Genomic DNA, 20669 nt, shown 5'->3' with positions numbered 1-20669 from the left:
CGGTCGAATAGGGGTGCGGTAGGGGTGGTCAGGGGTGGCCGCCCCGCGACCCGTTGGGGACCATGCAAGCATGGCGACAGAAGACGACACGAAACTGCGTTCCATCGTCATTGCCGAAGAGAGAAGACCGCCGGACACCCGCACGATCGGGTACTACTACGATCACGGCATTTTCGACGTGATGGCGGAACTCTGGGACGGCAATCTGCATTACGGCCTGTGGCGCGACGAGAACGACGACCGGAGTTTCGACGAGGCCGCCGTCGAGATGACCGCCGAGATGATCCGGCGGCTCGATCCGAAGCCCGGCGACCGCGTCCTGGACGTGGGCTGCGGGAACGGGACGCCCGCGCTGCAGCTCGCCAGGGCGTGCGAGGTCGAGGTCCTCGGCATCTCGGTCAGCGAGCGCCAGGTCGCGCGCGCCAACGAGCGCGCCCGCGCCGAGGGCGTGGCCGACCGCGTCTCGTTCCAGGTGGTCAACGCGATGGACCTGCCCTTCGAGGCGGCGTCGTTCGACGGCGCGTGGGCGCTGGAGTCCATGCTGCACATGCCCGACAAGGTCCAGGTGCTGTCGGAGGTGGCCCGCGTCGTGCGGCCCGGCGGGCGCGTCCCGATCGCGGACATGGTCTACAAGGAACCCGAGGACCGCACGAAGGACGTCGGCGCGCAGTACAGCACCGTGTACGCCTCGCTCACCCCGATCGACGACTACGCGGGTGTGCTGGAGCGGGCCGGGCTCGTCCCGGAGAACATCCGGGACGTCACCGTGGAGACGTTCCCGACGAACGCCGCGTTCGCCGCGGGCCTGCGGTCCCGCCGCGACCAGTTCGTCACGATCCTCGGCACCGAGGGCTACGAGCTCCTGATCGGCAACCAGGAGAAGATCGCCCGGATGCCGGAGCTCGGGTACGTGCTGATCACGGCGCGCCGCCCCTGAGGGCGTGCCGATGACGGGCGGTCACCGAGATCTCCGCGTCCCGGTCGCGCCGGGCGTGCGGCTGCGCGTCCGGCACCGGCCGGGCGACCGCCGCCCGGCGTTCCTCCTGCTCCACGGCCTGGCGTCCAACGCCCTGCTGTGGGACGAGGTCGCCGGGCTGCTCGCCGCGGAGGGCCTTCCCTCATACGCCGTCGACCTGCGCGGGCACGGCGAGTCCGACGGCCCCGAGGACGGGTACGACACCGCCACCGCGGTCGCCGACGTCGCGGCGGTCGTCGCCGCCCTGGACCTGGCGCCCGCCGTGGTGGCCGGCCACTCCTGGGGCGGCGGCGTCGCGCTGCGGCTGGCCGCCGAGCACCCGGACCTCGTCGCCGGGCTCGCGCTCGTCGACGGCGGCTGGGTGGACATCGCGGCGCGGATGCCGGAGCGGATGGGCCGCTGGCGCGAGGTGGCGTCCCAGCGGATCGCGGGGCGCGGCGGCGACACGCCGGAGGAGACCCGCGCCCAGCTCCGCAAGGCCCATCCGGGATGGTCGGAGACGGCGGTCGAGGCGCACCTGGCCGACCTGCGTCCCGGGCCGGACGGCCTGCTGGTCCCGCGCCTGCCGGACCCGCACTTCATGTCGATCCTGGAGTGCGTGTGGAACGAGCGCCCGCACCGGTGGTACCCGAGGGTCTCCGCCCCGGTCATGCTGATGCCCGCCGTCCACGAGGGATCGGTGGCGGGCAGCCGGCTGACGCGCGAGTGGGTGGACGGCGCCGCGTCCGCGCTCTCCCGGGCCACCGTGCGCTGGTACATGGGGTCGGACCACCATCTCCACAGCGAGAACCCGGAGCGGGTCGCGAAGGACCTGCTCGACCTGGCCCGCGAGGCCGCCCCGTGACCACCCGCCAATGATCGCGCTGAGCGGTCCCCGCTCCGGGGCCGCTCGGCGCCGGAGCGCGCTCAGCGCTCAGCGCTCAGCGCTTAGGGCTCTCGGGGCCGAGGCGGACCGGGAGCGTGAGGAACTTCCAGAGGTGCTCGCGCCCGTGCCGGAGCTCTCCGGGCTCGACGGCCAGGGCGAGGTCGGGGAACCGCCGCAGCAGCCCCTCGAACGCCACCGCGGCCTCCTGGCGGGCCAATGCCGCGCCGAGGCAGAAGTGCATCCCGTGCCCGAAGCCGAGGTGGCTCTGGTCGCGGGCGCCGTCCCGGGCGAGGTCGAGCCGTTCCGGGTCGTCGAACACGCGCGGGTCGTGGTTGGCCCCGGTGATGATGGGCATCACGGCCTCGCCCTTCGCCACGGTCTCGCCGCCGATCTCGACGTCCTCGGTCGCGTAGCGGAAGTGCGCGCCCAGGACCGGATCGCACCGGCGCAGCAGTTCCTCGACCGCGCGCGGCATCAGGTCCGGGTGGTCCCGCAGCAGGGCGAGCTGGCCGGGGTTGGTGAGCAGGCCGACGGTCCCGTTGGAGATGAAGTGCATGGTCGTCTCGTAGCCCGCCACCACCAGCGTGAGGATCGTCCAGACCAGCTCGGAGTCGGTCAGCCGCTCCCCGTCCTCGTCGTGCACCCGGATCAGCGCCGAGGCCAGGTCGTCCTCGGGGTGGGTCCGGCGGCGTTCGATCAGGCCGCGGACGTAGCCGAACGCGGTCTCCCGCTCCCCGCCCCGGCCGGGCCCGGCGGGGGCGGCGCCGGCCATCCACTCCCACACCGCGACGCGGAACCGGTCGCGCTCGTCCTCCGGGACGCCGACCAGCTCGCAGATCACGGTCAGCGGCAGCGGGGTCGCGAAGTGCCGCAGCAGGTCGACGACGCCGTCCTCGTCCGCCAGGTCCGGGAGGCGGTCCAGCAGGCGCGCGGTGATCTCCGCGACCCGCGGGCGCAGCCGGGCGACGCGGCGGGGGGTGAACGCCTTGGACACCAGGCCGCGCAGCCGCTGGTGGTCGGCGCCGTCCAGGCTCGGAAGGTTCGCCCGGGAGAACGCGACGTGCTCCGGTGAGATGCCGTTGGCGAGCTGGTACTGCTCGATCCGGTTCGCGGTCTCCGCCTCGCCGGGCACGTTCGCCGAGTTCACCACGAAGCGCGGGTCGCTCAGCACGAGCTTGGCGTCGTCGTAGCGGGTGACCATCCAGAACGGCTCCACGCCGGGCATGCTCGCCCGGACGAGCCGGGTCCGCTCCCGGATCTCGGCGTAGGCGGTGAACGGGTCGCCGATCAGGTCCGGGGAGCGCGGGTCCACCGGCCGGGTCGCCGTCGCGATCACCAGTTCGGTGTTCGCGACGAGTCCGGCCAGGCCCTGGAGCGTCTCGTCGCGCGCGGGGAGCGGCCCGTCCGCCGCTCTCAGCCGCCGTTCGAGGAGGCCGAGCAGGAGCGGCTCGTGGGCGTCGTCGGTGACGTCCAGCAGTTCGACGTCGACGAACCCCGCCCGGCGCAGCTCCGCGACGTAGCCGGGCCGGTCGTGCCAGTCGTCGGCGGACGCGACGCTCCGCCATCCGTGCAGCGCGCGGATCCGTTCCTCGCGCGGGTCGTCCGGCAGGACGAGGTCGGCGACCGCCATCCGGTCGCCGGGGCGCAGGACCCGGTAGGCCTCGGCGAAGGCGTCCCGGCGGGCGCCGAGCGGGAAGGCCGACTCCAGCGCGATCCCGGCGACGCCCGCGGCGCCGTCGAGCACGCCCGCGAGCGGGCCGGGGGCGTCCTCGAGCGTCTGCTCTGCCATCGTTGGACTCCTCAGCGGATGGTCTCGGTGGGTCGTGCCGGACGGTCGCGGCGGGGCTAGGGCGCGGTCACCACTCGACCGGCAGCCGGTGGACGCCGTAGGCCATCGCGTTCTGCTTGGTCGGCACCCGCTCAGGTGGCACCGCCAGGCGCAGGCGCGGGAAGCGGTCGAGGAGGGCCGGGTAGGCGATCCGCATCACCACGCGGGCGAGCTGCTGGCCGAGGCAGCCGTGCACGCCGTGCCCGAACGCGACGTGGCCGCCCGCGGACCGGGTGAGGTCGAGCGTCTCGGGGTCGTCGAAGTGCCCGGGGTCGCGGTTGGCGGCGGGCAGCGACATCATGACCGCCTGCCCCTTCCGGATCAGCACGCCCTCGATCTCGACGTCCTCGGTCGCGGCGCGCTGCGGGCCCACGTGCCCGATCGTCAGGTAGCGCAGCAGTTCTTCGACCGCGTTGCCGACGAGGCCGGGGTCGCGGCGCAGCGCCTCCCGCTGGACGGGGTGCTCCAGCAACGCGAACGTGCCGAGCGCCAGCATGTTCGCCGTCGTCTCGAAGCCGCCCGCGAACAGGATGTAGCCGACCGTGGCGAGCTCCTCGTCGGTCATGGTGTTCGCCGCGATCAGCCTGCTGATCAGGTCGTCGCCGGGACGTTCGCGGCGCTGCCGGATCAGCGGCGGGAAGAACCCGAGGACGGTGTCCAGCGCGTTCCGGGTCTCCTCGACGCCGCTCTCCCAGCGCGACAGCGTGGCGACCGCCCAGCGGAAGCCCTCCCGGTCGTCCCGGTCGATCCCGAGCAGCTCGCACGTCACCAGCGACGGGACGGGGAAGGCGAACTCCTCCACCAGGTCGGCGGGCGGGCCCGTCCGCGCCATGTCGTCCAGGCAGGCGCGGGTGATCTCGGCGATCGTCGGCTCGAGCCGCCTCATCCGCTGGACGGTGAACTCGGCGGCCAGCGCGCGCCGGTAGCGGGTGTGCTCGGGCGGGTCCTGGAGGTGGAACATGCCCGACACGCTCAGCGTCAGCCGGCCCGCGAACGCGTTCGCCATGGGCAGCTCGACGACGAGGTGATGGCGTTCGGGCCGGGCGCTGAAGCGGGGGTCGCTGAGGATGGACCGGACCGCCGTGTAGCCCGTCACGAACCAGCCCACATGGCCGTCGGCGAACCGCATCGGCACCAGCGGGGCCTTCTCCCGCAGCGCGCGCAGGACCTCCGGCGGGTCGAACGGGCCGGGACGGGCGTCCCGGGGGAACGTGATCGGCGGATCCGTCGCCGCCACCGCGCCGCTCCTGTCGTCGCTGCTCTCCATGCGCCCCACACTCCGACGCGGCCCTTGCCGGACGCTAAAGCCCCGAGGGGTTAGGAGCGCTTTAGGGCCGTCGGTGAGGCTCCGATCAGGGACGTCGTGCGAGAGGAGCGGTCGCCTTCCGATGGCCGACAGGGAAGAAAGACTCCTGGACTACCTGAAGCGGGTCACCGGCGACCTGCGGCAGACCCAGCGCCGCCTCAAGGACGCCGAGTCGGCCGCGCGCGAGCCCGTCGCGATCGTCGGCATGGCCTGCCGCCTGCCCGGCGGCGTCTCGACGCCCGAGGACCTGTGGGAGGTCGTCACCGAGGGCCGGGACGCGGTCACCGGGCCGCCCGGCGACCGCGGCTGGGACCTGGACGGGCTCTACCATCCCGACCCCGAGCATCCCGGCACGTCCTACGTCCGCGAGGGCGGGTTCGTGCACGACGCCGGGGAGTTCGACGCCGCGTTCTTCGGCATCGGCCCGGCCGAGGCGCTCGGCATGGCCCCGCAGCAGCGGCTCGCCCTCGAACTGTCCTGGGAGGCGGTCGAGCGCGCGGGCGTCGACCCGCGCTCGCTGCGCTCCGCGCCCGTCGGGATGTTCCTCGGCTGCGACGGCTTCGACTACTGCCTGAGCGCGACGGACGTGCCGCCGGGTTCCGAGGGCTACTTCACCATCGGGAACTCCGCCAGCGTGACGTCCGGCCGCGTCTCCTACGCCCTCGGGCTGGAGGGCCCCGCCCTCACGATCGCCACGGCGTGCTCGTCCTCGCTGGTCGCCGTCCACCTGGCCTGCGGGTCGCTCCGGCGCGGCGAGTCGACGCTGGCGCTGGCGGGCGGCGCGCACGTCATGGCGTCCCCCGCTCCCCTGATCGGCTTCAGCGAGATGCGCGCGCTCGCGCCCGACGGCCGTTCCAAGCCGTTCTCGGCGAAGGCCGACGGCATGACGCTGGCCGAGGGCGCGGGAGTGCTGCTCCTGGAGCGCCTGTCGGACGCGCGGCGCAACGGTCACCGTGTGCTGGCGGTGATCCGGGGCTCGGCCGTCAACCAGGACGGCGCGAGCAACGGCCTCACCGCGCCGAACGGCCCCTCGCAGGAGCGGGTCATCCGAGCGGCGCTGGCGGACGCGCGCCTTCCCGCGTCCGAGGTGGACGCTGTGGAGGCGCACGGCACCGGCACTCCCCTGGGCGACCCGATCGAGGCCGGAGCGCTGCTCGCGACCTACGGTTCGGACCGTCCGGAGGGCCGTCCGTTGTGGCTCGGCTCGGTGAAGTCCAACATCGGGCACACCCAGATGTCCGCCGGCGTGGCGGGTGTGATCAAGATGGTGATGGCGATGCGCCACGGCGTCCTGCCCGCGACGCTGCACATCGACGAGCCGTCCGGGTACGTGGACTGGGACACCGGCGGGCTGCGCCTGCTGACCGAGGCCCGTCCGTGGTCGCGGACGGGACGGCTTCGCCGTGCCGGAGTCTCGTCCTTCGGGTTCTCGGGCACGAACGCGCACCTCATCCTGGAGGAGGCCCCGGAGGAGGAACCTGACGCGACTCCCCCGCACGACGGGGTCCTGCCGTGGGTGCTGTCGGCGCGGAGCGCGGCGGCGTTGCGCGCTCAGGCGGGTCGTCTGCGGGACGTGGTCGCCGACGGTTCCGGTCCGTCGGCGGTGGAGGTCGGCTGGTCGCTGCTGAAGACCCGCACCTTGTTCGAACACCGGGCTGTTGTCGTCGGCGAGGACCGCGCCGCAGCGCTGACCGCCTTGGCCGAAGGCATGCCGCATCCGTCCCTGGCCATCGGCGTCACCGGATCCGCCGGTCCCGGCCCGGTGCTGGTGTTCCCGGGTCAGGGTTCGCAGTGGCCTGGGATGGGCGCGGCTCTTCTGGACGAGTCGCCGGTTTTCGCCGCGCGGATGGCCGAGTGTGAGCAGGCCCTCGCTCCACACGTGGACTGGTCGCTGAGGGACGTGATTCGTGGTGACGGTTCTGAGCTGTCACGGGTGGACGTCGTCCAGCCGGTGCTGTGGGCCGTGATGGTGTCCCTGGCCGCCGTCTGGGCTGATCACGGCGTCAAGCCCGCCGCAGTGGTCGGGCACTCTCAGGGTGAGATCGCCGCCGCGTGCGTCGCTGGAGCCTTGTCACTCGACGACGCGGCCCGCGTCGTGGCGCTCCGCAGCAAGGCGCTGCGGAAGCTGGCCGGTGGCGGGGCGATGGCTTCGCTGGGCGTCGGCGCCGAGCAGGCCGAAGCGCTGCTGACCGGTGAGGTCACGGTCGCGGCGGTCAACAGCCCGTCCTCCACGGTCGTGTCCGGGCCGCCCGACCAGGTCGCCGCAGTCGTGGCGTCCGCGCAGGAACAAGGTCTCCGCGCACGGATGATCGATGTCGACTACGCCTCCCACGGGCCACAGGTCGACCAGATCACCGGCGAACTGCGCGACGTTCTCGCCGGGGTGACCGCGAGCGCCGGGGGGCCGTTCTACTCGACGGTCACCGGCGAACGGCTCGACTCCACGGCCCTGGACACCGAGTACTGGATCACCAACCTCCGGCAACCCGTCCGGTTCACCGAGGCCGTCGGCGCGCTGCTCGACGACGGGCATCGCGTCTTCATCGAGGCCAGCCCGCACCCCGTCCTGACCACCGCGCTGGAGGAGACCTTCGAGGACGGTGGCGGGGCCGCGGCCGTTCCGACGCTCCGGCGTGACCACGGGGACCTGACGCAGCTGGCGCTCGCGCTCGCGCGGGCCTTCGGCGTCGGGGCGTCCGTCGACTGGGCGCGCTGGTATCCCACCGATCCCGCGCCGCGCGTCGTCGAACTGCCGACCTATCCGTTCCAGCGTCAGCGGTACTGGGTGGAGCACGCCGCGACCGTCCCGCCGGGCGGGGGTCATGACGCGGACGAGGCGGCGTTGTGGCAGGCGATCGAGGACCAGGACACCGCCGCGCTGGCCGAGACGCTCCGCCTCGACGGCGCGGACCTGCGCTCCGTCCTGCCCGCGCTGTCGCAGTGGCGGCGCGCGCATCGCGAGCGGCAGGCCCTGAACGCCTGCCGCTACCGGATCGGCTGGAAGAACGTCCGGGTCCCCGCGGCCACCGGTCTGGAGGGGACCTGGCTGGTGCTGGTCCCGGAGACCCATCGGGACGGCCCGGAGGCCGAGGTCGCGCTCCGGGCGCTCGACGGGCACGGCGCGACGGCCGTCGTCCAGGTCGTGGACGCCTCGCAGGTCACCAAGGAGCGGCTCGCCGCGCATCTCGCCGAGGCGGAGCCGAGGGGCGTGATCAGCCTCCTGGGTCTCGACGAGTCGCCGCTCGAACGCTTCGAGGCGGTGCCGTCGGGGCTGTCGGCGACGATCCGCCTCGTCCAGGCGATGGCGGACGGCGGGCCCGACGTCCCGCTGTGGTGCCTGACGCGGGACGCGGTGGCCACGACGGCGTCCGAGCCGCTCGGCCGTCCCACGCAGGCGCAGGTCTGGGGCCTGGGACGGGTCGCCGCGCTCGAACATCCCGACCTGTGGGGCGGGCTCGTCGACCTGCCCGCCGAGCTCGACCGGCGCGCGGCGGACCGGCTGGCGTCCGTCCTCGCGCCGGGGCAGACCGAGGACCAGGTCGCCCTCCGCGCCTCGGGGGTCTGGGCGCGGCGCCTGGAGCACGCGCCGCCCGCCGAAGACGCCCCGGACGGCTGGAGGCCGACCGGGACGACCCTGATCACCGGCGGCACGGGCGGCATCGGCGCGTACCTGGCGCGGCGGCTCGCCGCGAACGGCGCGCCTCACCTCATCCTCGCCAGCAGGCGCGGTCCGGACGCGCCCGGCGCGTCCGAGCTCGCCGCTGAGCTCACCGCACTCGGCACGACGGTCACGGTCGTCGCCTGCGACGCCGCCGACCGCGTCCAGCTCGAGGAGGCGCTGCGGAAGGTCCCGGAGGACCGGCCACTGACGACCGTCCTGCACGCGGCCGGGATCCTGAGCCACGTCCCGATCGCCGAGCTGACCACCGAGGCCGTCGCCGAGGTCCTCGGGCCGAAGTCACACGCCGCCGCCCACCTGGCCGACCTCGTCCGGGACCATCCCGTCTCGACGTTCCTGATGTTCTCCTCCGGGGCCGCCACCTGGGGCAGCGGGCAGCAGGGGGCGTACGCGGCCGCCAACCACTACCTGGACGCGCTCGCCCACCACCGCCGGGCGCGCGGGGCGGCGGGGACGTCCCTGGCCTGGGGGTTGTGGGGCGACGTCGGCATGGTCGCCGACGAGGCGTCCACGGCGTTCCTCGCGCGGTTCGGCGTCCGGCCCCTCGCCCCGGACCGGGCGGCCAAGGCCATCGAGGACGCGCTCGGCGCGGGCGTCACCGCGCTGGCGGTCGCCGACATCGACTGGGACCGGTTCCTCCCCACCTTCACCATCGGACGGCCCGCTCCCCTGCTCGCCGACCTTCCGGAGAACGCGCGGCCCGCCGCCCCGGCGGGGTCCGCGGCGACGCCGCTGGCCGAGGAGCTCGCCGAGACCCCGGCCGCCCAGCGTGAGCCGCTGCTGCTGCGGCACGTCCAGGCGCAGACGGCCGCGACGCTCGGGTTGCCGTCCCGCGACGACGTCCCGCCGGACAAGCCGTTCCAGGAGCTCGGGTTCGACTCGCTCACCGCCGTCCAGCTGCGCAACCAGCTCAACGCCAGCACCGGGCTCCGGCTCGCCACGACCCTGGTGTTCGACCGGCCCACGCCCCGGGAGCTGGCGGGCCACCTGTACGGGCTGCTGGTCGACCGGGACGCGCCGACCGAGGGGTCCATCCTCGCCGACCTGGACCGGTGGGAGTCGGCCGCCGCGTCGGGCCAGGTGGACCCCGCCGCTCGGCGGCGGATCGCGGTGCGGATGCGGTCGCTGGTGGCGTCCTGGACCGGCGGCCCGGCCTCGTCCCGCGACGACCTGGAGTCGGCGACGGCGGACGAGATGCTCGCGCTCATCTCCGAAGAGTTCGGCAAGTCCTGACCTCCCCTCTCCTCGAAACGTGTTGAAGGAGCCGACCGCATGTCGACCGAGCAGAAGCTTCTCGACAACCTCAAGTGGGTCACCGCGGAGCTGCGGACGGCGCGCGAGCGTCTGGACCGGCTGGAGTCGGCCCGGCCCGAGCCGATCGCGATCATCGGGACGGCGTGCCGGTTCCCCGGCGGGGTGCGCTCCGCGGACGACCTGTGGCGGCTGGTGGCCGGAGGCGGGGACGCCGTCTCGGCGTTCCCCGACGACCGGGGCTGGGACCTGGAAGCCCTCTACGACCCGGATCCGGAGAACCCCGGCACCAGCTACGTCCGCGAGGGCGGGTTCCTGTACGACGCCGGGGACTTCGACGCGGAGTTCTTCGGGATCAGCCCGCGCGAGGCGGTCGCGATGGACCCGCAGCAGCGGCTGCTGCTGGAGACCGCGTGGGAGGCGGCGGAGACCGCCGGGCTGACCCGGGAGGCGCTGGCGGGCAGCGACACCGGCGTGTTCACCGGCGTCAGCGCGCACGACTACCTGATGCTCGTCCCGGAGACCTCCAGTGAGGTCGAGGGGTACATCGGCACCGGCAACCTGGGGAGCGTCGCGTCGGGGCGGATCGCGTACGCGTTCGGCCTGGAGGGCCCGGCGACGACGGTGGACACCGCGTGTTCGTCGTCGCTGGTGGCGATCCACATGGCCTGCCAGGCGCTGCGGGACGGCGACTGCTCGCTCGCGCTGGCAGGGGGCGCGACGGTGATGGCCACGCCGGGCGCGTTCACCGAGTTCTCCCGGCAGCGCGGCGCGGCCCCCGACGGCCGCTGCAAGGCGTTCGCGGACGCGGCGGACGGCGCGGGCTGGGCGGAGGGCGCCGGGCTGGTCATGCTGGAGCGGCTGTCGGACGCCCAGCGCAACGGCCGCCGGATCCTGGCGGTGATCCGGGGCTCGGCGGTCAACCAGGACGGCGCGAGCAACGGCCTGACCGCGCCGAACGGGCCCTCGCAGGAGCGCGTCATCCGGCAGGCGCTCGCCAACGCGGGCCTGTCCCCCGGTGAGCTGGACGCGGTGGAGGCGCACGGCACGGGCACGACGCTCGGCGACCCGATCGAGGCGCAGGCGCTCCTGGCCGCCTACGGGCGGAACCGTCCCGGCGACCAGCCGGTCTGGCTCGGGTCGGTGAAGTCCAACATCGGGCACACGCAGGCGGCGGCGGGCGTCGCCGGGGTCATCAAGATGGTCATGTCCGTGCGCAACGGCGTGCTTCCGGCGACCCTGCACGTGGACGAGCCGACCCGGCACGTCGACTGGGACTCCGGGGCCGTCCGGCTGCTGACCCGGTCCGTCCCGTGGCCGGAGACCGGCCGTCCGCGCCGGGCGGGCGTGTCGGCGTTCGGGATCTCCGGCACCAACGCGCACCTCATCCTCGAGCAGGCCCCGGAGGCCGCCGAACCGGACCGGCCGTCCGCGCCCGAGGGGTCCGGCGGGCTCGTCCCGCTGGTCGTCTCCGGGCACACCGCCCTGGCGTTGCGCGCGCAGGCCCGCCGCCTGGCCGACCACCTCGCCGACCACCCCGGCCTGTCGCGGGAGGAGGTCGGCTGGTCGCTGGTCCGGACCCGGTCGGCCTTCGACCACCGCGCGGTCATCGTCGGCGCCGAGCCGGGCGAGGGCCTGGCGGCGCTGGCGCGCGGCGAGGCGCATCCGGACGTGGTGAAAGGCCAGGTCGGCCTGCGCGGCCCCGGCCCGGTGCTGGTGTTCCCGGGCCAGGGATCGCAGTGGGCCGGGATGGGTGCTGAGCTGCTGGACGAGTCGCCGGTGTTCGCCGCGCGCATGGCCGAGTGCGAGCAGGCATTGGCCCCGCACGTGGACTGGTCACTGACCGACGTCCTTCGTGGTGATGGTTCTGAACTGTCGCGTGTGGACGTCGTCCAGCCGGTGCTGTGGGCCGTGATGGTGTCCCTCGCCGCCGTCTGGGCGGATTACGGGGTGAAGCCCGCCGCCGTCGTCGGGCACAGCCAGGGTGAGATCGCCGCCGCGTGCGTCGCCGGAGCGCTGTCACTCGAAGACGCAGCCCGCGTCGTGGCGTTGCGGAGCAAGGCGCTGCGGCGGCTGGCGGGCAGTGGCGCGATGGCCTCCCTCGGCGTCGGCGAGGAGGAGGCCGCAGGACTGCTGTGGGCCACGCCCGACGTCACGGTCGCGGCGGCGAACGGGCCGTCCTCCACGGTCGTCTCCGGCCCGCCGGACCAGGTCGCGGCGGCGGTGTCGGCCGCGCGGGACCAGGGGCTGCGCGCCCGGATGATCGACGTGGACTACGCCTCGCACGGCCCGCAGGTCGACGAGATCACCGGCGAGCTGGCCGAGGTGCTCGCGGGCATCGCGCCCGAGAGCGCCGAGGTCGCGTTCCACTCCACGCTCACCGGGACCCGCGTCGACACCGCGTCCCTCGACACCGCGTACTGGATCGACAACCTGCGTCAGCCCGTCCGGTTCGCCGACGCGATCGACGGGCTGATCACCGAGGGCTACCGGATCTTCATCGAGGCGAGCCCGCACCCGGTGCTGACGCCCGCGGTCGAGGAGTGCGCCGAGCAGGCGTCCGGCCAGGTCGTCGCCGTTCCGACGCTGCGGCGTGACCACGGCGGCCTGGCGCGGGTCGCGCAGGCCCTCGGGCACGCGTTCACCGCCGGGGCCCCGGTCGCGTGGACGCGCTGGTTCGCCGCAGGCCCCGCGCCGCGGGTCGTGGACCTGCCCACCTACCCGTTCCAGCGCCAGAGGTACTGGCTGGAGCCTCCTGCGGCCGACCGGCCCGTCGCGGGCGGGAGCGACCCGGTCGAGGCGAAGGTGTGGCAGGCGATCGAGGACAACGACGTCGACGCCCTCGCGCGGACGCTGCGGCTGGACGACGCGGCGGGCGTCGCGGCGCTCGGCCCCGCGCTGCCCGCGTTGTCGGAGTGGCGGCGCGGGCACCGCGAGCGGCGGACGATCGACTCGTGGCGCTACGAGATCGGCTGGAAGCACGTCCCCGACCCCGGCGCGCCCACGCTCGGCGGCGCCTGGCTGCTGATCGTCCCGGACGGGTTCGCGGAGCATCCCGCCGTGCGCGTGGCGGTGCGGGCGGTCGAGGCCCACGGCGCCACCGCCGTCACGCACGTCCTCGCACCGGCCGACCTCGACCGCGAGGCGCTGACCGCCCGGCTGGCAGAGCTCGCCGCCGACACCGAACCGGCGGGCGTGCTCAGCCTGCTCGCCCTGGACGAGTCGCCGCACGAGCGTTCCGCGGCGGTGCCGTCCGGGCTGGCGGCCACGGTCACGCTGATCCAGGCGATGGCCGGAGCCGACGTCGCCGCGCCGCTGTGGTGCGTGACCCAGGACGCGGTGGCCACGACCGGCGCGGACCCGCTGGGCCGTCCCGCACAAGCGCAGGTCTGGGGCCTCGGACGGGTCGCCGCCCTCGAACATCCCCGGCTCTGGGGCGGCCTCATCGACCTGCCCGCCTCCCCCGACCGGCGCACCGCCGCGCGGGTGGCGTCGGTGCTGAGCCCGGGGCAGCCGGAGGACCAGGTGGCGATCCGTCCCACCGGCGTGCTGGCGCGCCGGATGCGGCACGCGGCGCCCACTCCGGCCCTCGCCTCCGACTGGAAGCCGACCGGGACGACGCTGGTCACCGGCGGCACGGGCGGCATCGGCGCGCACCTGGCGCGCTGGCTCGCCGCGAACGGGGCGCCCCGCCTGCACCTCCTCAGCCGCCGCGGGCCGGACGCGCCCGGCGCGTCCGAGCTGGCCGCGGAGCTCACCGCGCTCGGCGCCGCCGTCGAGATCACCGCCTGCGACGTCGCCGACCGCGACCGGCTCGAGGAGGCGTTGCGGGACGTCCCGGCCGACCACCCCCTGACGACGGTCTTCCATGTGGCGGGCGTGCCGAACTACATCCCCATCGCCGACCTCACGCTCGACGACCTCGACCACGTCCTCGGGCCCAAGTCGCACGCCGCCGCGCACCTGCACGAGCTGGCCGGGCGGCACCCGGTCACGACCTTCCTGATGTTCTCCTCGGGCGCGGGGTCCTGGGGCAGCGGGCAGCAGGGCGCGTACGCGGCCGCCAACCACTACCTGGACGCCCTGGCCCAGCACCGGCACGCGCTCGGACGGCCCGCCACGTCGCTCGCGTGGGGGCCCTGGAGCCAGGCCGGGATCGCGGCCGACCAGACCACGCTCGCGTTCTTCTCCCGGTTCGGCCTCGACCCGATCCCTCCCGACCCGGCGACCCGGGCCCTGCACCACGCGATCAGCACCGGGACGACCACGCTCACCGTCGCCAACATCGACTGGGCGCGGTTCACGCCGACGTTCACCTCGGTCCGTCCCGCGCCGCTGATCGCCGACCTCCCGGAGAACCAGCGGCCCGCCACCGCGAGCACGTCCGCGCCCGGTGCCGCCGCCACGCCGCTCGCGCAGCAGCTCCAGGACGCGCCGCCCGCGCGGAGGCGGCAACTGCTCCTCAACCACGTCCGGACGGAGGCGGCCGCGACGCTCGGGCACTCCGGCGCGGACGCGATCCCGGCGGACAAGCCGTTCCAGGAGCTCGGGTTCGACTCGCTCACGGCCGTCCAGCTGCGCAACCAGCTCAGCCAGGCGACCGGACTCGAACTCCCGGTCACGATGATCTTCGACCATCCGACGCCGCAGGACCTCGCCGCGCACGTCGGCGCCGAGCTGTTCGGCGGACGGCCCGAGACGCGGCGTCCCGCCGCCGTGGCGCGCGCCTCGGGCCCGGCCGGGACCGACGACGAGCCGATCGCGATCATCGGCATGGCGTGCCGCTACCCGGGCGGGGTGCGGTCGGCCGAGGACCTCTGGGACCTGGTCGTCCAGCGCCGCGACGCGATCGGCGCGTTCCCGGCCGACCGGGGCTGGGACCTGGAGAACCTGTTCCATCCCGACCCCGACCATCCGGGCACCAGCTACGTCCGGGAGGGCGGGTTCGTCTACGACGCTGACCGGTTCGACGCGGCGTTCTTCGGCATCAGCCCGCGCGAGGCCGTCGCGATGGACCCGCAGCAGCGCCTCCTGCTGGAGACCGCGTGGGACGCCATCGAGGACGCCGGGCTCAACCGCGCGGCCCTCGACGGCAGCGACACCGGCGTGTTCACCGGGCTGACCCTCTTCGACTACCTGACGCACATCGGGAGGCGCAGCCGAGACGTCGAGGGCTACATCGGCACCGGCAACCTCGGCTGCGTGGCGTCCGGCCGCATCTCCTACCTCCTCGGCCTGGTGGGTCCGGCCGTGACGGTCGACACCGGCTGCTCGTCGTCGCTGGTGTCGATGCACCTGGCCGCGCGGGCGCTGCGGCAGGGCGAGTGCTCGCTGGCGCTGGCCGGGGGCGCGACGGTGATGACCACGCCCGCCTCGTTCGTGGAGTTCTCCCGGCAGCGCGGCGTCGCCCCCGACGGCCGCTGCAAGCCGTTCGCCGACGCCGCCGACGGGACGAGCTGGAGCGAGGGCGTCGGGCTCGTCATGCTCGAACGGCTCTCCGACGCGCGGCGCAACGGCCACCGGATCCTGGCGGTGGTGCGCGGCTCGGCGATCAACCAGGACGGCACCAGCAACGGCCTGACCGCGCCGAACGGGCCGTCGCAGGAAAGGGTCATCCGGCAGGCGCTCGCCGGTGCGGGCCTGTCGCCGGACGACCTGGACGTGGTGGAGGCGCACGGCACGGGCACGACGCTCGGCGACCCGATCGAGGCCGGGGCGCTGCTCGCCACCTACGGCGCGGGACGTCCGGCGGACCGTCCGCTGTGGCTGGGCTCGGTCAAGTCGAACCTCGGGCACACGCAGGCGGCGGCGGGCGTCGCCGGGGTCATCAAGATGGTGATGGCCCTGCGCGACGGGCTGCTGCCCGCCTCCCTGCACGTGGACGAGCCGACCCGGCACGTCGACTGGGACTCCGGCGCCGTCCGGCTCCTGACCGAGCACACGCCGTGGCCGGACGCCGACCGGCCGCGCCGCGCGGCCGTGTCCGCGTTCGGGATCTCCGGCACCAACGCCCACCTCATCCTCGAGGAGCCTCCCGAGGACTCCGAGGTCGCGCGGCCTGCGTCCGAGGACCACCTCGTGCCGTGGGTGGTCTCCGGTCACAACGCCGAGGCCCTGAAGGCCCAGGCCGGACGGCTCGCGGACCATGTCGCGGCCGACCCGGGCCTGTCCCCGGTCGATGTCGGCTGGTCGCTGGTCGAGACCCGGTCGCCGTTCGGCCACCGCGCCGTGGTCGTCGGCGAGGACCGGGAGCGGCTGCTCGCCTCCCTGCGAGCGCTGGCGGACGGCGAGCCGGACGCCGACGTCGTGACGGGCGTCGCCGACACGACCGGCGCGGGCCCCGTCCTGGTCTTCCCCGGCCAGGGCTCGCAGTGGGCCGGGATGGGCGCCGAGCTGCTGGACGAGTCGCCGGTGTTCGCCACGCGCATGGCCGAATGCGAGCAGGCCCTCGCCCCGCACGTGGACTGGTCGTTGACCGACGTCATTCGTGGTGACGGCTCCGAGCTGTCACGGGTGGACGTCGTCCAGCCGGTGTTGTGGGCCGTGATGGTGTCCCTGGCCGCCGTCTGGGCCGACCATGGCGTCAAGCCCGCCGCAGTGATCGGGCACAGCCAGGGCGAGATCGCCGCCGCGTGCGTCGCAGGAGCCTTGTCACTCGAAGACGCCGCCCGTGTCGTGGCACTGCGCAGCAAGGCGCTCCGGCGACTTGCGGGCGGCGGCGCGATGGCCTCCCTCGGCGTCGGCCACGAACGCGCGGCCGAGCTGTTCGCCGACGCGCCGGACGTCACCGTCGCGGCGGTCAACAGCCCGTCCTCCACGGTCGTCTCCGGCCCGCCCGACCAGGTCGCCGCAGTCGTGGCCACCGCGCAGGAACAAGGGCTCCGCGCGCGGACGATCGACGTGGACTACGCCTCCCACGGGCCGCAGATCGACCAGATCACCGGCGAACTCGCCACCACGCTCGACGGCGTCACGCCGCTCAGCGCCCCGGTGACCTTCTACTCGACGGTCACCGCCGCGCCGCACGACACCATCACCCTGGACACCGAGTACTGGATCACCAACCTCCGGCAACCCGTCCGGTTCGCCGACACCGTCACCGCCCTGCTCGAGGACGGCCATCGGGTCTTCATCGAGGCCAGCCCCCATCCGGTGCTGACACCCGGGATCGAGGAGTGCGTGGACGCGTCCCGGGCCGAGGCGTCCGTCCTGGCCACGCTCCGCCGCGACCAGGGCGGAGCGGGACAGCTCCTGCGCGCGCTCGGGCAGGCGTTCGCCGCCGGGGTCGAGGTGGACTGGACGCCCCGCTTCCCCTCCGATCCGCCGCCCCGGACGGTCCCGCTGCCCACCTACGCCTTCCAGCGGCGGCGCTTCTGGCTGGACGCGCCGCCCAACGCGACGGGCGACCCGGCGGGCCTCGGGCTCGTCGCGGCCGGGCATCCCCTGCTGGGCGCGGCCGTGGAACCGGCCGGTGCCGACACCCTCCTGTTCACCGGGCGGGTCTCGCAGAAGGGGCACGCGTGGCTGGCGGAGCACCGGGTCCTGGGCAGCGTGCTGCTGCCGGGATCGGCCCTGGTCGAGCTGGCCCTGCACGCGGCCGCGCGGGCGGGCTGCGACCATCTCGCCGAACTCACCCTGGAAAGCCCGCTGGTCCTGCCGGACGACGCGTCCGTGGACCTGCAGGTCGTGGTCGGGCCGCCGGACGAGACGGGATCGCGGCCCGTCGCCGTCCACTCCCGGCCGTCCTCGGGCGGCGACGACGACGGCGACTGGGCGCGGCACGCGACCGGCCTGCTCGCACCCGAGCCGCCGCCCGAAGCGCCCGACGCGCCCGGTGTGCCCGCCGGGCTCGACGGGGCCTGGCCGCCGCTCGGCGCCGAACCGATCACCGCCGGGGACCCGTACGAGGAGCTCGCCGACCGCGGCCACGAGTACGGGCCGTCCTCACGGGGGCTGGTCGCCGCGTGGCGGCTCGGCGACGACGTGTACGCCGAGGTCGTGCTGCCTGAGGGGGAACGCGCCGGGGCCGCCGGGTTCGGGGTGCACCCGGTCCTGCTGGACGCCACGCTCCACGCGCTGCTGCTGGACTCGGGCGCGGACGCGACGGACGACATCCTGATGCCGTTCTCCTGGACGGGGCTGCGGCTGCACGCGACCGCGGCGACGGGCCTGCGGGTGCGGATCACCCGCGCGGCGGCCGACCGGCTCGCCCTCACCGCCGCCGACCCGACCGGCGCGCCGGTGCTCACCCTGGAGTCGCTGACCGTGCGGCCCGTCCCGGCCGAGCGGATCGCGCGGGCGTCCGGCGACGACACGCTGTTCCGGCTCGACTGGATGCCGCTCGCCGGGACCGGCGACGCGGGAGCGGCCCGGTACGCGGTGCTCGCCGCCGACGGCGATCCGCTGGCCGCCGCCCTGCCCGGCGCGGCGGCGCATCCCGATCTGGACGGCCTCCGCTCGGCCGTCGAGGACGGCGCGCCGGTGCCCGACGAGGTCGTCGTCGCCGTCCCCGGCCCGCAGGACGGCGACGATCCGGGCGAGCGGCTCCGGCGGGTCGGCGGCGAGGCGCTGGCGCTGCTCCAGGACTGGCTCGGCGACGCCCGGTTCGACGGCGCGCGTCTCGTCCTCGCCACCCGGGGGACCGTCTCGGCCCGCCCGGGCGAGGATGTCGGCGACCTGGCCGGTGCGGCGCTGTGGGGCCTGGTGCGCAGCGCGCAGATCGAGTTCCCCGGACGACTCGGCCTGCTCGACCTGGACGGCGCGGACGACTCGTACGCGGCCGTCGGCGCGGCCCTCGCCTCGGGCGAACCGCAGCTGGCGTTGCGCGAAGGCGAGGCGTTCACGCCGCGCCTGGTCCGCCACGACCAGAACGCCGACACCAACACCGACGCGGATACCGACGCCGCGCCCGACTCCCCGGAGGACTCCGCTCCCGCCTCCCCGCTCGCCCCCGAGGGGACCGTGCTGATCACCGGCGGCACCGGCGCGCTCGGCGCGCAGGTCGCCCGGCACCTGGTCACCGCGCACGGCGTCCGCCGGTTGCTGCTGGTCGGCAGCCGCGGCCTGGACGCGCCGGGCGCGGCCGACCTGGCGGCCGACCTGGCCGGGCTCGGCGCCGACGAGGTCACCGTCGCCGCCTGCGACGTCGGCGACCGCGCGGCGCTGGCCGGGCTGCTGGCGTCCGTCCCGGACGAGCGCCCGCTGACCGCCGTCGTGCACGCCGCCGGGATCGTCGCGGACGCCACGATCCCGTCGATGACGCCCGACCGGCTCGACGCCGCGCTGCGGGTCAAGGCCGACGGCGCGCTGCACCTGCACGAGCTGACCCGCGACCGGGACCTGGCCGCGTTCGTGCTGTTCTCCTCGGTCGCGGGGCTGGTCGGCGGCGCGGGGCAGGGCTCCTACACGGCCGCGAACGCCCTCGTCGACGCGCTCGCCCAGCACCGGCACGCGCACGGCCTGCCCGGCACGTCCCTGGCCTGGGGCCTGTGGCGGCAGGAGACGGGCATGTGGGGACGGCTGTCGGAGGTGGACCGCGCCCGGCACACCCGCACGGGCGTCACGGGCCTGGGCGTCGAGGAGGCCCTCGCCGCGTTCGACGCCGCCCTCGCCGGAGGGCACGCGCTGCTCGCGCCCGTCCGGCTGGACCTGGCCCGGATCCGCGGGCACGCGCGGACGCACGAGGCCCCCGCCGTCCTGCGGCACCTGCTGCGCGGCGCGGCCCCACGCGGGGGCGGGACGGCCCCGGCGGCCCCGGCCGACCTGGCGCGGCGGCTGTCCGCGCTGCCGGAGGAGGACCGAGAGCGGACCGTGCTGGACCTGGTCCGCGCCAACGTCGCGACCGTCCTCGGCCACGACGGCGCGGACACGGTCGAGTCCGCGCGGCGCTTCCAGGATCTCGGCTTCGACTCGCTGACGGCCATCGAGTTGCGCAACCGGCTCGCCGCCGCGACCGGGCTGCGGCTGCCCGCCACGCTCATCTTCGACCATCCCGGCCCGGCGGCGCTGGCCCGCCACCTGCTCGCCGAGCTCGACCCTCCCGAGGCCGACCGGCTGTCCCCCGTCCTCGGCGAGCTGGACCGGCTGGAGCGGTCGCTGCTGGCGGTGGCCGCCGCGGACGGCGCGGCGCAGGAGGCGCTGGCGGTCCGCCTGCGGAACACGCTGCTGCGGCTGGAGCACCCGGGCGGCGACCCGGCCCCCCGGGCGGAGGAGGCGGCGGCGCGGCTCGAGGCCGCGGGCGCCGACGAGATCCTCGAGTTCATCGACCGCGACCTCGGACGAGGCACGAGCGACGGAGAGACCGTTGGGCACAGGGCTGACCAGTGAGCGCGACCGCAAGGAACTGGCGCTGGAACACTGCCGCCGGGTGAACGCCGGGGACGTGGACGCGCTGCTGGAGCTCTACGGCGAGGACGTGGTGTTCGCCGATCCGGTCGGCGGGGACGAGGGGGCCGGGCTGCGCGCCCTCCGCGCCCATTACGAGGAGGCGTTCGCGGCGGGGCTGCGGGTCGAGCCGGGCGAGCCGGTCGCGGCGCAGGACGGCGCGCACACCTTCGTCCCGGTCACCTCCGTGACCGACTACGCCCCGCTGGGCCCGCGCTTCGCCGAACGCGGCTGGCTGGTCCCGCCGGACGACCCGTCCGGCAAGCGGCTCCGGCGCACCTGCATGCTGCTGCTGCGGGTGGACGAGACCGGCCTCATCCGTGAGGCGCGGACGTTCTGGGGCCGGTCCGACGTCGACGTCATCGACTGATCCTGGAGGTG

General features: G+C 75.0%; 7 protein-coding genes. 5 read left to right on the top strand and 2 right to left on the bottom strand.

The annotated features are described in order from the left end of the window. Window positions 1-70: 70 nt before the first annotated feature. Window positions 71-937, top strand: coding sequence for a methyltransferase domain-containing protein (locus P696_RS0102890; RefSeq protein WP_051466661.1), 867 nt, complete (start codon window positions 71-73; stop codon window positions 935-937). Window positions 938-947: 10 nt separating this feature from the next. Beyond that, the gene (locus tag P696_RS0102885) at window positions 948-1820 is read left to right on the top strand and encodes an alpha/beta fold hydrolase (RefSeq protein ID WP_026411154.1); all 873 of its coding nucleotides are present in this window, start codon (window positions 948-950) and stop codon (window positions 1818-1820) included. A gap of 76 nt (window positions 1821-1896) precedes the next feature. Here P696_RS0102885 and P696_RS0102880 read toward each other — a convergent pair whose 3' ends face one another. Together P696_RS0102880 and P696_RS0102875 are read right to left on the bottom strand one after the other, a co-directional pair. Next, the gene (locus P696_RS0102880; protein WP_245627475.1) at window positions 1897-3630 is read right to left on the bottom strand and encodes a cytochrome P450 family protein; all 1734 of its coding nucleotides are present in this window, start codon (window positions 3628-3630) and stop codon (window positions 1897-1899) included. Between the two features lie 67 nt (window positions 3631-3697). Further along, the gene (locus P696_RS0102875) at window positions 3698-4936 is read right to left on the bottom strand and encodes a cytochrome P450 (protein WP_051466660.1); all 1239 of its coding nucleotides are present in this window, start codon (window positions 4934-4936) and stop codon (window positions 3698-3700) included. Window positions 4937-5057: 121 nt separating this feature from the next. Here P696_RS0102875 and P696_RS0102870 point away from each other — a divergent pair, with 121 nt between their 5' ends. From P696_RS0102870 to P696_RS0102860, 3 genes are read left to right on the top strand one after another with little or no spacing between them, the layout of a single operon-like run. Beyond that, window positions 5058-9887, top strand: a complete 4830-nt coding sequence (locus tag P696_RS0102870) for a type I polyketide synthase (protein ID WP_026411151.1) — start codon at window positions 5058-5060, stop codon at window positions 9885-9887. 39 nt (window positions 9888-9926) lie between these two features. Next, on the top strand, window positions 9927-20231 hold the full coding sequence (locus P696_RS57845) for a type I polyketide synthase (protein WP_026411150.1): 10305 nt from the start codon (window positions 9927-9929) through the stop codon (window positions 20229-20231). Next, on the top strand, window positions 20209-20658 hold the full coding sequence (locus P696_RS0102860; RefSeq protein ID WP_211245589.1) for a nuclear transport factor 2 family protein: 450 nt from the start codon (window positions 20209-20211) through the stop codon (window positions 20656-20658). Before P696_RS57845 ends, P696_RS0102860 begins: the two co-directional genes overlap by 23 nt. Window positions 20659-20669 lie beyond the last annotated feature (11 nt).

It is taken from the genome of Actinomadura oligospora ATCC 43269 (genome assembly GCF_000518265.1).
In the GTDB taxonomy this organism is placed as follows: domain Bacteria; phylum Actinomycetota; class Actinomycetes; order Streptosporangiales; family Streptosporangiaceae; genus Spirillospora; species Spirillospora oligospora.
The sequence above is the reverse complement of the archived record's forward strand: the minus strand, read 5'-3'. Positions and strand labels throughout refer to the sequence as shown.